Genomic DNA, 16,928 nt, shown 5'->3' with positions numbered 1-16,928 from the left:
TTATACTTTTTTTTGTATATTTTATCAATTAACTACAGAACAGCTAAACAGATATATAGACCCACATACAGATAAACCAATGTTAAAAAGGAGGTACTACTATGAACAAAAGTTATGAAGTAGAGTATTGTAACTTGGAATTGCGTTTTGAACGTCGTGATATTCAGAATTTGATTCGTGATTTGATCAAAGAAGGGTATTCATTGTATTGGAGAGAAACAGAGGATTCATTTATCGTCTCGATCCGTACAGATGATCATATGACCAAATTACGTTTTCAACAAACGCAAGAAGGATACAAATTGATCGGAGATTATCGTATCCATGATTCACGTTTGTCAGAATGGATGGAAAAACTAATCGGTGATACGCGTGGTCATGCTATTGTCAAACGATTTAAAGATCAACAAATTTTAGTTGAGAATATTCTGTTTGGCGAAGTGATTCGGATGGTCGAAATTTCTGGTTTTGAACAACGTGTTTTGTATCAAAAAGAATCAACGCTAACGCATGAAGCGTTACACACACTTTTTTTATCAACGGAAGGTGAAGAGAGATTGGAAAATATAGAGACCCAAATTGACGAGTCCCTTGATCGATTGAATGAAGCTATCAAAACAGGCGATACTGAAAAAATTGATGAATGCAAAAAAGTGTTGGAAAATCTTCGTTTTGAACTGATTCGTTTGGAAAAGTAAACTTTAAAACGTGATCCCCAAAATAATTTGTTGAAATAGCCAAAATATTCACAATTCTTTCAACAATTCTATGAATTTTGGTCAGATCACGTTTTGAGACTTTCCTTATGACATTAAAACCTGTAAAATGATGAATTGAGCCAACTTATTTTATGCAAAATCATGAATACAAAATATTGAAGCAAAGGATGGAGAACCAGAAATGTCTAAACAACAAATTGGTGTTATCGGTCTTGCCGTTATGGGTAAGAACTTAGCTTTAAATATTGAAAGCAGAGGCTTCACAGTATCTGTATTCAATCGTTCTCCGCAAAAAACGAACGATTTGCTTGAAGAAGCAAAAGGTAAAAATTTAACAGGAACATTCTCTATTGAAGAGTTCGTGAATTCTTTAGAAGTTCCACGCAAAATTCTAATTATGGTTCAAGCAGGATCTGCAACCGATTCTACAATTGAACAATTGATTCCTTTCTTAACTGAAGGCGACATCATTATTGATGGTGGTAATGCTTACTTCCCTGATACGCAACGTCGTAGCAAAGACTTGGAAGCTCAAGGATTCCGCTTTATCGGTACAGGTGTATCCGGTGGTGAAGAAGGCGCACTTAAAGGACCTGCTATTATGCCAGGTGGACAAGAAAGTGCTTATAAATTAGTAGAACCTATTCTTACAGCGATTTCGGCTAAAGTCGATGGCGACCCTTGCTGTACATATATCGGACCAGACGGTGCTGGACACTATGTAAAAATGGTGCATAACGGTATCGAATATGGCGATATGCAGTTGATTGGTGAAGCATATAACTTGCTTACATCTGTTCTAGGAACATCTGCTGAAGAATTGCAATCGATTTTCAGCGAGTGGAACAAAGGCGAGTTGGACAGTTACTTGATCGAGATCACAGCAGATATCTTCTCTAAATACGATGAAGAAACAGGCAAACCGATGGTTGATGTGATTCTTGATTCTGCTGGTCAAAAAGGTACAGGTAAATGGACAAGTCAAAGTTCACTTGATCTAGGTGTTCCTTTGTCTATGATCACTGAATCTGTATTTGCACGTTTCTTGTCTGCAATGAAAGAAGAACGTGTAGCAGCTAGCAAAATTTTAAACGGACCTAAAACAGATGCTTTTGCAGGTGATAAAGCTGAATTTATCGAAGCAGTACGCAGAGCATTGTTCGCCTCCAAAATCGTATCTTACGCTCAAGGTTTCGCACAAATGCGTGCAGCTTCTGACGAATACGGTTGGGATTTGAAATATGGTAACATCGCTATGATCTTCCGCGGTGGCTGTATTATCCGTTCACGTTTCTTGCAAAACATCAAAGATGCGTATGACAAAGATTCTGGCTTGAAAAACCTATTGCTTGATGATTACTTCAAAGGTGTAGTTGAAGAATATCAAGATGCATGGCGTGAAGTAGTATCGATCGCTGTGAAATATGGTATTCCTGTTCCTGGATTCTCCAGCGCATTGGCTTATTTTGATAGCTATCGTACAGAAAGATTGCCAGCGAACTTGTTACAAGCTCAACGCGATTATTTCGGTGCGCATACTTTCAAACGTTTGGACAAAGAAGGTACTTTCCATCACGAATGGATGCAAGAATAGTCTGCTGACTATCATATTAAATATATCAAAGCGCACTGGTACTCCTATAAATATAGGAAAAGCCAGTGCGCTTTTTTCATCAAAACGAATGATTGTCTTATGTTTTATCTCTATGCTATGATGGGTGGAATAGCATAGTTGTTGAAAGAGGTGTAGATATAGTGCATCAATCAGAAGATAGTGTACATTCCAATATTATACTGGTTGGAATGATGGGCACAGGTAAAACAACCGTAGGCACATTACTAGCTAATTTATTACAATATCCATTAGTTGATATTGATGCAGTGATTGCAGAATCAGAAGGTATGAGTGTACAGGATATTTTCGCTTCCAAAGGAGAATTGTATTTTCGTGAGCTTGAAAGCCAAACGCTTGCTAGCGTATTAGAGCAAAAAGGGCAGATAGTTTCTACAGGTGGTGGTTCAGTACTACGTGCTGAAAATTGTGATCTGATGATCGCGAAAGGGCTTGTAGTCTGTCTGACTGCGGATATTGATCATATTGTACAGCGAGTAGGCGGAGATGATAACCGTCCATTACTAGCAGGAGATACGTATGAACGGGTAAGTAGTATTATGGAGCAACGTAAACATGCTTATCAATTTGCACATGTTACGGTAGATACATCGCTTTTGAATCCTGATGAAGTGGCTTCACATGTTTTAACACGTTACCGCGTTCAAGCTTTTTAATGTTTAGGTGCGAAAGTAAAAGACTTGTTACATGAAGTCAACAAGTCTTTTGAGTAAAATCTAGCTATATATTATTGATTTTCAACCCAATCAATCATACCGCCAGACATATTAAGGCAATGATCGTAACCTAATTGTTGTAAGTATTCGCGAGCACGTTCACTACGGTATCCACTACGACAAATCAAAACAGTCGGTAACGTTTTATCGATTTCATTCAGACGATCAGGAATTTGACCCAAAGGAATATGTTTGGCACCATCGATCATACCCTGGTTCACTTCTTCATCTTCACGTACATCAATCAATTGCAATTTTTCTCCTGCCGCTATGCGTTCGCGCAGTTCATCCGTGTCGATCTGAGTAGGATTAGACATATATGTTATACCCTCATTTCTGAATGTGTTTTAACTTCTTTATCATACCGAAGCGTGTTCTGGACTGTCAATTGAAGTGAGCCGATAACTGCAAAGAAATACCAAACATATAAGCAATTGTATCACTATATAAATACTATTATTTTATTTAAAGGAGATTGAACTCATGGATGTTATTGTTACCCCTACCCCTGAACTCAAAGGAGAAATCGGAGCGTTATCTTCTAAAAATTATACGACTCGCTATTTGTTAGTCGCTGCTCTAGCAGAAGGAACAAGCACAATTCATTTTCCAGCACATAGTGAAGATAGTGATGCTATGCGTCGTTGTATTCGAGATTTAGGCGCTGTGTTGGAAGAAGATGATGAGAAAATAGTGATAACGGGTTTTGGTAGTAAACCTGTAGATGTAAAAGAGCTTAATGTAGGAAATGCTGGCGCGGTACTACGCTTTTTGATGGCTATTGCTGCATTGTGCCCTGAAGTGACGTTTGTGAATACATATCCTGATTCACTGGGTAAACGTCCACATGATGATCTGATTACATCATTAGGTCAATTAGGTGTAGAAGTAGAACATCAGAACGGAAGATTACCGATTACGATTCGTGGAGGTCAGCCGCGTGGTGGCAAGATTACTGTATCCGGTAGCGTAAGTTCACAGTATTTGAGTGCGCTGTTATTTTTGACTCCTTTATTAGAAGAAGATAGTGAAATTACAGTCCTACATGATCTCAAATCCAAAGTAGTCGTAGGTCAGACACTTGAAGTATTGGCTCAAGCAGGTATTACAATTGAAGCTAGTGAAGACCTCATGACATATAAAGTACCTGGTCGTCAAAAATATGTAGCTCAATCTTATACTGTACAAGGAGATTATCCTGGGTCAGCGGCTGTACTTGCAGCAGCGGCTGTGACAAAGTCTGATGTTATTATTCACCGTCTACCTGTAGAAAGTAAGCAAGGCGAAAAAGCAGTAGTTGATGTATTGCAAATGATGCAAGTTCCGTTAACGCATGAAAATGATATTGTCCATGTCAAAGGAACAGGTCAACTCCAAGCGGTCGAATTTGATGGAGATGCTGCTACAGATGCTGTCCTTGCGATGGTAGCCGCGGCTGTATTTGCAGAAGGAACATCACGTTTCTATAATGTAGAAAATTTACGTTATAAAGAATGTGACCGGATTACTGATTATTTGACAGAGCTTCGCAAAGCAGGAGCTAATGTAGAAGAACGTCAAGCAGAGATTATCGTACATGGTCGTCCTGAAGGAGTAGAAGGCGGTGTAACGATCGATGCTCATTACGATCATCGTGTCATTATGGCGCTGTCTATTGTTGGCTTACGTGCGAAGCAACCAATTGTTATTCGTGATGCTCATCATGTAGCGAAGTCATATCCACAGTACTTTGATCATATTCAGGCGCTTGGGGCTAATATAGAATGGGTACAAGGTTAATATAAGCATTCATATATAGCTGAATAGACTCATCCACTTTTCATGATCAAATACACATCAAGGAGGAAGATCAAGATGGCTTTTACCAATCCTTCACGAGAAGAAATCAAAACGATTTTGGAAAACGTAGGCAATATTGCAGTAGTAGGACTTTCTGACAAAATGGATCGTACATCGTATATGGTATCCGCAGCGATGCAAAATCGGGGATATCGTATTATTCCTGTTAATCCACAAGCAGCAGGTCAGAAGATTCTAGGCGAAACGTGTTATGCCAGTCTTAAAGATGTTCCTGAACCGATTGATATGGTCAATGTATTCCGTCGTAGTGAATATTGTGCAGATATTGCTAGAGAAGCAGTAGATGTGGGTGCCAAAACGATCTGGTTGCAATTAGGTGTAGTTAATAATGAAGCAGCACAGATCGCAGAAGAACAGGGTATTGATATGATTATGGATCGTTGTATTAAAGTAGAAGAAGCGATTGTGCGCCCTGTAAGAGTATAAATTTAGAACAATATATCGGATCCTATCCTGTACAGGATAGGTAATTCATAAAAATATAGAAAAGTCTGTAGGATATCTGATCAGGCTTTTCTATATTTTTTTGTCATTTCATTGTGTTTTGCCGAATAGGTATAGAATAGATTCTAAAATAGGTGTATGTTATATATGAAAATGAGGAAATCATGACATTCTTATCATATAGAGCCGCTTTGACAAAACATGGCCTACAGCGTACCATCAGGTATAGGAAGGGGGAGGGCGCGTTGAATTGGCTAGGTTCCCTGCAACAGTTCGGAAGAGCTATTATGCTTCCTACCATGGTACTTCCGGCAGCGGCTATTTTGCTCAGTGTAGGAGGGCTTCCATGGGGAGCATGGGGCTTACCTGTCGTCTCTGAGGTAGCTACAATAGCAGGTCAAAGTATTTTTCATTATTTACCGTTTATTTTTGCGATAGGTGTTGCGTTAGGGCTTGCTAATCAAGCAGGCACCGCAGGGCTTGCCGCTTTTGCCGGAATGGCATTATATGATCAGGTGACCAAGCATTTTAGCAGTGATTTGATACAGCCTTCCACATTGATTGGAATTATGATGGGTATCATTGCCGGGGCAGTGTACAGGCGATTCAAAAATGTACGTCTTCCCGAAGCGATCCAGTTTTTTGGCGGATCGCGTTTTGTTTTGCTGTTTATGGGGTTATTCTCTTCTGTGTTTGCTTACGTCATGTTGTGGTTCGCTCCCATATTACAGCACCTATTAAATGGGCTGACATGGGGATTATCGACAATGGGCGGGTTTGGACTCTTTTTATATGGAGCCTTATATCGTATTTTGTCTGCTTTTGGACTGCATCATTTATTGAATAATATTGTATGGTTCCAGATCGGTTCGTATGAAAGCCATGGAGATATCGTACAAGGCGATTTGCCACGCTTTTTTAGTGGCGATCCGACAGCCGGTATTTATATGGCAGGATTATATCCGGTGATGATGTTCGCTTTGCCAGCAACGGCATTAGCGATTATCCAAGAAGCGCGCGAAGATTTGAAGCCCAAAGTACGTAAAACATTTATGCGTGCTGCTCTAGTGTGCTTTTTAACAGGCGTATCCGAGCAGATTGAGTTTGCCTTTTTATTTGCTTCTCCATGGTTATTCGGTATTCATATTGTATTGTCTGGACTCGCAATGTGGATTACGTATGCGTTAGATATTCATCATGGCTTTTCGTATTCAGCAGGAGCGATCGACTATGTGCTGAATTATCATTTATCTAGCAATGCATGGATGTTAATTCCGATTGGAATAGCTTATGGACTAGCGTATTACTTTATTTTCCGATTTGCGATTCGGCGCTTTCGAATCCCGACACCCGGTCGTGAAGAAGCTTCTACATTAGGCGATTGGGTAGGAAATATTCCGTATCAGACACCGCTTATTTTACAAGCATTAGGTGGCAAAGAAAATATTGTACGCGTAGAAGCTTGTATTACAAGATTGAGATTAACGGTCGTTAATGATCGTGCTATAGATAGCCGTGCGTTAAAGTCACTGGGTTCAGCAGGATTGATCAAGTTAGGTGGCGGTAATGTACAGATTGTATTTGGAACATATTCGGAATTGATTCGTGAAGAAATTCGGAAGTTGATGGATCGCGATCTGACACATGTTCAATTTTGTGCACCTGTACAGGGTAAAATGATTGCCCTATCTGAAGTGCCTGATCAGATTTTTGCAGGTAAGTTAGTCGGTGAAGGTGTAGCTTTTTTGCCTGAAAGTGGTGAACTGGTATCGCCTGTAGCTGGAACGATTATGCATTTGTATCCTACGATGCATGCGATCGGTATCGGTACATCAGAAGGTGTCGAAATATTGCTTCATATCGGTATTGATACCTCTCAGCAAAAAGGCTGCTTTGAAGCGGTTGTAGCTGCTGGCGATGTAGTCGAAGCCGGGCAATTATTGATTAAGTTTGATTTGGAAACATTGCAAAAAAACGCACCGTCACTTGCAACTCCGATGGTTATTACTAACCCTGATCGTGTCCGATCATGGAGTTATGCTCCATTTAAAAATGTAAAAAAAGGACAAGGGGCTGTAATGTCGGTAGTATTGCATGATAAGAGCGGTGGGGGGGACTAAACATGATCAAAGGAATCGCAGCTGCTGGTGGAGTAGCCATAGGAAAAGCTTTTGTGTTGCCAACATGGGAATGGGATGTACCGGATCAGTGTCTTGATCCGACAGACCTTGCGCAAGAATTTGAGCGCTTATATGAAGGCATTCGTACATCCAAAACTGAGATTGAGCTGATGAAAAATGAATTCGAGGAAATCGCAGGTCCCGAAGAATCAAGTATTTTTGATGCTCATTTAGCTATTTTGGAAGATCCTGAATTTATGAATGAGATTCGCGGTATTATCGAACGCCAATACAAAGCGGCAGAAGTAGCTGTACAAGAAGCGATTAACCACTTTGTAACGATGTTTGATCTACTGGATGATGAATATATGAAAGAACGGGCTGCTGATATTAAAGATGTCGGTAACCGTCTACTTAAACATTTACTTGGTGCACCTGAGGTGACTTTGCCTACAGATACACAACCTTACATTCTGGTCGCCAAAGAGTTATCGCCTTCGCAATTGGTTCATTTGAATCCACATAATGTACTGGGAATTGCTACTATTTTAGGCGGGAAAACATCGCATTCTGCGATTATGGCACGAGCGATCGGGATTCCGCTTGTCTCTGGATTAGAAAGTCAATTAGACCCACCGATTCAGACAGGCGAAATGATTATTGTTGATGGCGATAATGGTAAAATTATTGTTCATCCTGATCAACAAACGATCGAGCATTATAAGCTGATTAGAACTGCTCAGGATCGCCGTAAGCGTCAGCTAGAGATGTTGTCTACTGTTGACTCTATTACCAAAGACGGTATCCCTATGCGTCTCTCAGCGAATATTAGTTCGATTAAAGAATTGGATATCGCTTTGAAAAATGGAGCCAAAGGTGTAGGCTTGTTCCGTACAGAATTTATGTATATGGATCGTAATTCTTTTCCAAGTGAGCGAGAGCAGTTTGAAGTGTATCGCTTAGTGGCAGAGAAAGCCAAAGGACAGGCAGTGGTTATTCGTACGCTTGATATTGGTGGAGATAAAGAACTGGATTATTTCCCTTTACCTGAAGAAGAAAATCCATTTCTCGGTTATCGAGCAATTCGTATCTGTCTGGAACATACAGAAATGTTCAAAACACAGCTTCTTGCGATATTACGTGCAAGTGCTTATGGAGCAGTCAAAATCATGTATCCGATGATCTCTTCTGTAGAAGAGGTACAACAAGCTAATGTTATTTTGCATGAAGCGATGGATGAATTGGATCAACGAGGATTGCCTTACAATCGTGAGATTCAAGTTGGTATTATGATCGAAATTCCAGCAGCAGTTGCGATAGCGGATCTACTCGCTGAAGAATGTGACTTTTTCAGTATCGGCACTAATGATCTGGTGCAATATGTACTGGCTGTTGATCGTATGAATGAACATATTGCTCATATGTATAATCCTTATCATCCGGCTGTGTTGCGTATGTTACGCAGTACGATTCAAGCAGCTCATGCAGAAGGCATTCCTGTGAGTGTATGCGGAGAAATGGCTGGCGATGAGCGTTCTATTCCATTTTGGTTACAGATGGGTGTCGATCATCTAAGTATGTCACCACAATCATTGTTGCGAGTTAAACAGAGTATACTGAATACTGATTCCAAGCAAGCGAGCAGTCAAGCATTATCGTGGATGAAATTAAAAACATCGCAAGCGATCGAAGAAGGTATTCAACAATATATGAATACATTAACAGATTCAGATGCTTCTTTTGCTTCATCTACTTCATAAAATGATTTATCTTACTCTATAGATTAGAGCAAAAAAAGACATACCTTTTAACGGTATGTCTTTTTTGTTTATATTTAGCCTGTTATGTCTATTAAAATATTGCTGTACTTATGCTGTTAAATGGTGATCACCACAAATACAATAGTTACACTTTTTCAGCTAACGCATCACAAAAGGCTTTGCCATATGGAGGAAGATCCGGTGGACGACGAGCTGAAATAATATGTCCATCAACCACAACAGCTTCATCTTTCCAGATAGCACCTGCATTTTGCATATCATCACGAATACCCGGTGTAGAAGTAACAGTAACGCCTTCTAAAATGCCGGCTGAGATCAATACCCATCCTGCATGACAGATTTGACCGATAGGTTTGCGAGCTTCATGCATTTCTCGCACCAGTTCTAATACTTTAGGATAGCGACGTAATTTATCTGGTGCCCAACCTCCAGGAACCAAAATACCATCATAATCAGCACTGTCTAATTCGTCAAAGCTATATTCTGCTTCAGCAGGTACTCCATATTTACCAATATACTTTTTACCGCGATCCGCACCAGCTAGATGAACTTCAGCACCTTCTTCACGTACTCGATACACAGGAACCCATAGTTCCAAGTCTTCAAATTCCTCATCTACTAAAGCAATGACTTTTTTACCTGCTAATCTCATATCATCATTCCTTTCAGAGTTATATTCTATGATAGCGATCGATATGAACCGATCAATCCCATTATTGAGGTTCATTGTATCAAAATAAACGATAAGGATCAAAATCCATGATCATGAAAAAAAAGACTCAGAAGAATGAAAAGAAAACATTATGAAAATTACATTCATCTAAATTCGGCTGAAAAAACGGTAACAATGACAAAAAAATGGATTTTTACACTGTTATTTGTTAAGATACTTATGATAGTTATTCATGAAAACGTTCTTACATTAATTAATAGCAAAAGGGGATGTGTGCATAATGGCAAGTGTAACTCAGATGACTACAACCGATCAGTTACAAGAAGCTTTGAATCATACAACACAAAAACCACTGCTTGTATTTAAACATAGTACTCGTTGTCCGATTAGCGCTGGCGCTTATAGTGAATTTAAATCGTATTTGGAAAGCAATCCAAGTGAAGATGTCGATTATGGATTGGTCTATGTAGTGGAAAATCGCGATGTATCGAATGCAGTAGCAGAACATTTGCAAGTCAAACATGAATCACCACAAGTGATTTTAGTTAAAAATGGTGAGCCTGTCTGGAACACTTCACACTCGAAGATTACAGTAAGTTCGCTACGTGAAGCGCTATCTTAACATCATAACAATGATTGCAAGTCATACTATTTTAGCGTATCATGAATCTAAATGAAAAACGAAGCAAATTCTTGAAAACATGAAGAAAATTTATTGGTAATGGAGAGAAGGACCGTGACAGTAACCATTTATGATGTAGCACGCGAAGCTGGAGTATCTATGGCTACAGTATCTCGTGTAGTGAATAATAATCCGAACGTAAAACCACAAACACGCAAAAAAGTTTATGAAGCAATAGAACGTCTAGGATATCGTCCTAACGCAGTAGCACGTGGATTGGCAAGTAAGAAAACCACCACTGTAGGCGTTGTTATTCCTGATATTTCAAATTCTATTTTTGCAGAAATTGCCCGCGGTATCGAAGATATTGCGAATATGTATCATTACAATATTATCCTTTGTAATGCAGATAAGAAAAAAGAAAAAGAAATTCGTGTGGTAAACACATTGTTAGAAAAGCAAGTAGATGGTCTATTATTTATGGGCGGAACAGTAACAGAAGATCATTTACAAGCATTTCAATCTTCAGCTGTACCGATCGTATTATGTGCAACTCGTGATGAAAATGGATTGATTCCATCAGTAGATATCGATCATGAAGCAGCAGCTTTTGATGCTGTAAACACATTGATTCGTCATGGACACCGTGAGATTGCAATGATCAGTGGTACATTACAAGATCCTGCAAATGGATACTCCCGTTTTCAAGGATACAAAAAAGCTTTAGAAGCAGCCAATATTGAATACAAAGAAGACTGGGTACGTATCGGTAACTATCGTTATGAATCTGGCGTAGAAGCTATGAAATATTTTATCGGTCTCAAAAAACGTCCAACTGCTATTTTTGCAGCAACCGATGAAATGGCTATTGGTGCGATTCACAGTATTCAAGACGAAGGTTTGAAAGTACCGGACGACTTCTCTATTATTTCTGTAGATAATATTCGTCTTGCTTCTATGGTTCGTCCACAGCTTACAACCGTAGCGCAACCGATGTATGATCTGGGTGCTGTAGCTATGCGTCTATTAACGAAATTGATGAAAAAAGAAAACGTTGAGAATACACGTGTTATTTTGCCACACGAAACGATTCTACGTCTTTCTGTAAATCAATTGAACTAATAGTTCATATCATTAATAACTATGAATATAGATAAAAGCATCTTCTCCTGCAAAGGAAAGATGCTTTTTTTTGTTGTGCTTTATAGGTATAGTAGGCGAGCGTTACGATTGAATTCAAATCAATGTTTATCACTTTTTATCTATAAACAAACAGAAAAAACAGCGAATATCGATTATATTCAATCGGTATTCGCTGTTTAGTATATCAGTATTTTTACTTACCTTTATATTGTATTGGCGATGATGGTGGGGATGAACCACTCTCATTGACCGCTACTACATAAAACCAACCATCAATTTTGCGACTGGAATTATATTGGAACTTTGTATCTGGTGTAGATCCGGCTAGATTGTAAGGACCCCCACTTGTTTTGCTAAAGTATACTTTGTAATTACTTGCAGACTGAGATGGAGCGCCCCACGAGATCACGACTGCACTTTTACCTGCACCTTTAGCGCTAAGTGAAGATGGAGCAGAAGGAGCTACTTTTGCTTTAGCAGGAGCAGCTTCTTCTGTAGTCGTAGCAGGGTCAGTAGCGTTACCTTCAGCTGGTGATGTACCATCTGTTGAAGGTTCTTCAGTCGTTCCATCTGGTAATAAAGTGCCTTCATCTGGCTCTTCTACAGGCACAGGAGCAGCACTGTAATCAACAGTATTACTTGGACTAGATTCATGTCCACCTACATCGACAGCAGTAACATAGAAAGAGAAATTGCCATTAGCAGAGACAAATGAATTGAATTGACTGCTGCCTAATTGTGCTGATTTCTGATATTGATACGAACCATCGCCGGCTGAACGATATAGACGATAACCGACTACATCACCAGAACCGCCAGAGTTAAATGTAATACGAGCATCACTACCGCTAGTAGATAAGCGTACATTGCTAGGCGGATTAGGTGAGCCACCATCATCTTGTCTTGGATCAATACGTGTTGGAGCATCTGCGCCTGCATCTTCAGGTAGATAACGCCATAGTGCATATTTAGGCCCTGACATATTAGCTAATGCATGTTGCAGATCTTTGATCAATTCAGAGATCGGCATTTCACGTTTAACTACAGTACGTTGATTCACCATATCATCTGGTGTGCCATCTTGTGGAATATAATTTACACCATTGTACGTAATGTATTTCGCATAAGCTACACCGTCATCAAAGTCTTTAGGTACATACTTAGCATTGAAAATATCAGTGACAAGGTTACCAGATTGCCGTGTAGCAGACGTTGGTAATTTACCGCTGAATCCAGAGACTGTTTGCGTTACAATGCCGTCTGGTTTGGTAAATGCGTCTGTTTTGAACAATTCAGGATCACTATCGGTCACTTTGTTCATAATCGTTGCCCATAAAGTACGAGCACGTTTTTTTCCATCCTCGGATAGGGTGTTCACTGGTTCACGATAACCTGCCCATACCCCGAGCGTTACATCTGGCGTAAAGCCCATAAACCAGACATCGGCATAGTTCTGAGTGGAACCCGTTTTACCGACGATTGGTATTTTGCCGTATTTATTAAATAACGTCTGCATCGTTCTACCTGTACCACGTGAATCTGTAATAACAGTACGAAGCATATCTGTCATTAGATAAGCTGTTTGTTTGGAAAAGACTCGTTGTGGATCAGCTTTGTGTTTGTAGACAATTTTGTTATAAGGATCAACAATTTTGTCGATCATATAAGCATCATTGAATATCCCTTGATTCGGAATAGATCCATACGCATTGGTTAATTCTTCGACAGTCACTCCATATTTAAGACCGCCGAGTACTCCTGTTTGTGCAGAGTAATCGGTATCCTGAATCGTCGTAATGCCTAATTTTTTAGCAAATGTCCAAGCTTTATCAATACCTACTTTTTGATTAAATAGTTTGAGAGCAGGGACATTTAACGATTCATCAAGAGCAGTACGAGCCGTCACTAGACCTTGATAACGTCCATTTGCATTCGCAGGGATGTGATATCCTTTGCCCCCATCTTTCAAAATAATCGGAGCATCATCTACAATACTTGCCGGTTGTACCAGACCTGCATCGAGCGCAGGCAGATAAGCAGCGATTGGCTTCATTGTAGAACCAGGCTGACGTGTCATCTGGGTAGCATAATTCATTTGTTCTTCTTGGAAGCTACGACCTTCAATCATACCGAGAATAGCGCCAGTTTTGTGATTGATCATCATAGCGGCTGTTTGTTCTTTACCTTTAGTATTGCTATCAGGCGAGAAGTTGCTGCTGTCTTCTGCTACTTCATGCATCGTGTTATAGACCGTTTTGTTAATCGTCGTATATACACGATAACCACCAGTTAACAATTTTTGACGAGCATCTTCAAACAATTGATTGCGTTCTTCTGAAGATAAAGTAGACATATCCAAATCTGGATTTTCCATTTTTACAATTGTTTGTGCGCCTTGTCGTTCAATTTCCATCATAAGATAAGGATATTGAGAATACGCTTTGGCGGTTGGTTTAGCCAGTGCACTTTTGAGATCGAAATTAATCGCTTCATTGTATTCACTCGCTGTAATCTTACCTAACTCTTTCATACGTTCAAGAACCAGTTGTTGCCTGCCTACAGCACGTTTAAATCCTTTTTCATTGAATTTACCGTTGCTATCAAAAGCAGAATAAGCTGTTGGTAATTGAGGTAGCCCTGCAATATAAGCGGCTTCAGCAATATTGATTTTACTCAAATCATTTAGAGCAAAAATCCCTTTGGCTGCTGCTTTGATTCCAAAAATATTGTATCCGCTTGAACCTTTACCGAAAGGCATTTTGTTCAAGTAGGCAGTCAAAATTTCGTTTTTGGTCATAAAGCGTTCGATACGAAGAGAAAGCAACATTTCTTTAATTTTGCGATCATCTGTTTTGTCCAAGTTCAAAAATACCCGTCTCGACAATTGCTGTGTAAGCGTACTCCCTCCGGTTTGGACGGATTCATTCAGTACCCGCTGTTTGACAGCGCGCAGCGTACCATTCATATCTACACCTTTATGTTCATAAAAATGATTATCTTCTATGGAAATAATGGCGTCGATGACAGGTTGAGGAATCTGTTCATAAGTCACCAATCGACGATCTTCTTCTGTACGAAGTTGTCCAATCGGGGAACCGTCATTAAAATAAGCAAAGCCGGTCACTGCATTTTCATTGATCTTTTTGACTATTTCTTCACGCGAACGCACAGGTTCGTCTTTTACAATCGAAGAAACGTAGCCCATCAAAATACCTCCACCGAACAGGCAAATAGCAAAACCAGCAATAACTACCCATTTGAACACAGTGAGTAATTTGCGGAATCCAGAGTGCTTGCTAGCGGAATTATTTGTTGGACGCTTGTCCTTCTTTTCAGCCATGTAACTTCCCCCTTTTACCAGCCACTATTATAGCATAAAAATTACGCTATAATCAGTTTCTTCTGAACGATAAAAGTAGGATGGGCACAAAGTCGGATGTGAACAAGCATTGACTTGTTTGCAAAAGGTATGTTATAAAAGTGATACGTTGAAGCAATCTACAATTACATAACACAAAGACGAAGAAAGACACCCAGTAGAAGTGAAGATTACCGTTCTCAGAGAACCGATGGTTGGTGCAAATCGGCAAGCGGACTTCCTTTGAATTACAGGTCTGGAGTCGTTTGATATTAATGAATGTATCTATAATATCAAGCCGGGATGAAGATTCCGTTATATATAATGAAGTGAGAAGCTGACTATATCTTATGATGTTATAAGTATGAGATCAGTCTTCTAATTAGGGTGGTAACGCGAGGCCTGCTCGTCCCTTTATGGGGATGGGTAGGTCTTTTTTGGTGCTCATTTTCAAGCAGGCACTCTAACGGAAGTCATCCGTATAATGATGTGATAGGGAGCGAATAGATCATGAAATGGGAAGAACTAACACCAGCACAACAAGCAGAAGTAGAAAAACAATTAAGTGTAATCGAGCGAGGAACAGCAGAGATTATTCCTGAAGATGCACTGCGTCAAAAAGTTATCAAATCAGTAGCAACAGGTAAGCCATTAACGGTCAAATTAGGTCTTGATCCATCTGCACCTGATATTCATATTGGACATACTGTTGTTTTGCAGAAGTTACGTCAATTTCAAGAATTAGGACATCATGTTCAATTGATTATCGGTGACTTTACCGGAAGAATAGGTGATCCAACAGGTAAATCAGAGACACGTAAGCAATTAACCGAAGAACAAGTTAAACATAATGCAGAGACATACAAAGAGCAGATCACAAAGATTCTTGATCCTAGCAAAATGAAAGTATACTTTAACTCCGAATGGCTAAGCCCGATGAATTTTGCAGATGTAGTCAATCTAGCTGCCAAAGTTACAGTAGCACGCATGTTAGAACGGGATGATTTTACAAAGCGCTACCAGGGTGGGCAGCCTATCAGTATTCACGAATTTTTCTACCCGTTGATGCAAGGGATGGATTCTGTAGCACTTGAAAGTGATATCGAAATTGGTGGTACAGACCAGAAGTTTAACTTATTGATGGGACGTACACTGCAAAAGGAATACGGTAAAGCAACTCAAGTAGCGATCACTTTACCGATTATTGAAGGATTAGATGGCGTTCAGAAAATGAGTAAAAGTCTGGGTAACTACATCGGGATTAACGAAGAGCCGAACGAAATTTTTGGTAAATCCATGAGTGTACCTGATGAATTGATGCTCAAGTACTACGAGTTAACAACAGATATTTCAAATGAAGATCTGGCTAAGCTCAAAGCAGGACTTGCAGATGGTTCTATCCATCCACGTGATGCCAAAATGAATCTAGCTCAAAATTATGTACGTATGTTCCATAATGAAGAAGCAGGAGTGGCTGCGAAAAATCATTTTGTGACTGTATTCCAACAGCGTGCATTACCTGATGATATTCAAGAGGTAGTCATTGATGAAAATCTTTTGGAAAATGGACAAATCGGTCTTATTAAATTGGTCATGACTTTGGGATTTGCAACATCTACCAGTGAAGCTAGACGCAGTATTCAACAAGGTGCTCTCAAAATTAACGAGCAAAAACATGATGATGTGAATGCAAGTATCGAACTGTCTGATGGAGATATCGTACAAGTAGGTAAACGTAAATTTGCCAAAATCAAAAAAGCTTAATCAAAATTAAATCCAAATTCAATACAAATACATTTCAACCTTTGGTATTACTTCGGTAATGCTAAAGGTTTTTTGTGTTCATTACAGGTAACAGG

The 16,928-nt window shown here is 39.6% G+C and carries 13 protein-coding genes and 1 other annotated feature; of the genes, 10 read left to right on the top strand and 3 right to left on the bottom strand.

All coding sequences use genetic code 11. From position 1 onward, the window contains the following. The first annotated feature begins 101 nt into the window (after window positions 1–101). From PQ456_RS15130 to PQ456_RS15120, 3 genes are all read left to right on the top strand, one after another. Window positions 102–698 (top strand): hypothetical protein, encoded by a 597-nt coding sequence (locus PQ456_RS15130; RefSeq protein WP_273613038.1) that lies wholly within the window; start codon window positions 102–104, stop codon window positions 696–698. A 202-nt stretch (window positions 699–900) separates the two neighbouring features. Continuing rightward, entirely contained in the window at window positions 901–2,313 is a 1,413-nt protein-coding gene (gene gndA, locus PQ456_RS15125) for an NADP-dependent phosphogluconate dehydrogenase (protein WP_204823337.1), read from the top strand. 161 nt (window positions 2,314–2,474) lie between these two features. Further along, window positions 2,475–3,008, top strand: coding sequence for a shikimate kinase (locus PQ456_RS15120; protein WP_273613037.1), 534 nt, complete (start codon window positions 2,475–2,477; stop codon window positions 3,006–3,008). A gap of 71 nt (window positions 3,009–3,079) precedes the next feature. Here the strand turns inward: PQ456_RS15120 and PQ456_RS15115 are convergent, their stop codons facing one another. After that, window positions 3,080–3,385 (bottom strand): rhodanese-like domain-containing protein, encoded by a 306-nt coding sequence (locus PQ456_RS15115; protein WP_273613036.1) that lies wholly within the window; start codon window positions 3,383–3,385, stop codon window positions 3,080–3,082. Window positions 3,386–3,551: 166 nt separating this feature from the next. On the opposite strand from PQ456_RS15115, the gene aroA reads away from it, so the two are divergent. The 4 genes from aroA (at window position 3,552) to ptsP (ending at window position 9,252) form a co-directional block, all read left to right on the top strand. Next, complete coding sequence (gene aroA / locus PQ456_RS15110) at window positions 3,552–4,847, top strand: 3-phosphoshikimate 1-carboxyvinyltransferase (protein WP_273613035.1); 1,296 nt, start codon at window positions 3,552–3,554, stop codon at window positions 4,845–4,847. A gap of 75 nt (window positions 4,848–4,922) precedes the next feature. Then, window positions 4,923–5,354 (top strand): CoA-binding protein, encoded by a 432-nt coding sequence (locus tag PQ456_RS15105; RefSeq protein WP_273613034.1) that lies wholly within the window; start codon window positions 4,923–4,925, stop codon window positions 5,352–5,354. Between the two features lie 263 nt (window positions 5,355–5,617). Next, entirely contained in the window at window positions 5,618–7,492 is a 1,875-nt protein-coding gene (locus tag PQ456_RS15100) for a glucose PTS transporter subunit IIA (RefSeq protein WP_273613033.1), read from the top strand. 2 nt (window positions 7,493–7,494) lie between these two features. After that, window positions 7,495–9,252, top strand: a complete 1,758-nt coding sequence (gene ptsP, locus PQ456_RS15095; protein WP_273613032.1) for a phosphoenolpyruvate--protein phosphotransferase — start codon at window positions 7,495–7,497, stop codon at window positions 9,250–9,252. Window positions 9,253–9,397: 145 nt separating this feature from the next. Here the strand turns inward: ptsP and PQ456_RS15090 are convergent, their stop codons facing one another. Further along, window positions 9,398–9,925, bottom strand: coding sequence for a type 1 glutamine amidotransferase domain-containing protein (locus PQ456_RS15090; RefSeq protein WP_273613031.1), 528 nt, complete (start codon window positions 9,923–9,925; stop codon window positions 9,398–9,400). Between the two features lie 301 nt (window positions 9,926–10,226). On the opposite strand from PQ456_RS15090, the gene ytxJ reads away from it, so the two are divergent. Both ytxJ and ccpA read left to right on the top strand, forming a co-directional pair. Beyond that, window positions 10,227–10,568: a bacillithiol system redox-active protein YtxJ gene (gene ytxJ, locus PQ456_RS15085; RefSeq protein WP_273613030.1), complete on the top strand. Its 342-nt coding sequence runs from the start codon at window positions 10,227–10,229 to the stop codon at window positions 10,566–10,568. A gap of 114 nt (window positions 10,569–10,682) precedes the next feature. After that, complete coding sequence (gene ccpA, locus PQ456_RS15080) at window positions 10,683–11,690, top strand: catabolite control protein A (RefSeq protein ID WP_069329015.1); 1,008 nt, start codon at window positions 10,683–10,685, stop codon at window positions 11,688–11,690. A gap of 214 nt (window positions 11,691–11,904) precedes the next feature. Here the strand turns inward: ccpA and PQ456_RS15075 are convergent, their stop codons facing one another. Next, a complete protein-coding gene (locus PQ456_RS15075) occupies window positions 11,905–15,051 on the bottom strand; it encodes a penicillin-binding protein 1A (protein ID WP_273613029.1) in 3,147 nt (1,048 codons plus the stop codon). 173 nt (window positions 15,052–15,224) lie between these two features. Further along, window positions 15,225–15,486 (top strand) — a binding site (T-box leader). Between the two features lie 93 nt (window positions 15,487–15,579). On the opposite strand from PQ456_RS15075, the gene tyrS reads away from it, so the two are divergent. Beyond that, the gene (gene tyrS / locus PQ456_RS15070; RefSeq protein ID WP_273613028.1) at window positions 15,580–16,833 is read left to right on the top strand and encodes a tyrosine--tRNA ligase; all 1,254 of its coding nucleotides are present in this window, start codon (window positions 15,580–15,582) and stop codon (window positions 16,831–16,833) included. Window positions 16,834–16,928 lie beyond the last annotated feature (95 nt).

It is taken from the genome of Paenibacillus kyungheensis, from assembly GCF_028606985.1.
GTDB lineage: Bacteria > Bacillota > Bacilli > Paenibacillales > Paenibacillaceae > Saccharibacillus > Saccharibacillus kyungheensis.
The sequence above is the reverse complement of the archived record's forward strand: the minus strand, read 5'-3'. Positions and strand labels throughout refer to the sequence as shown.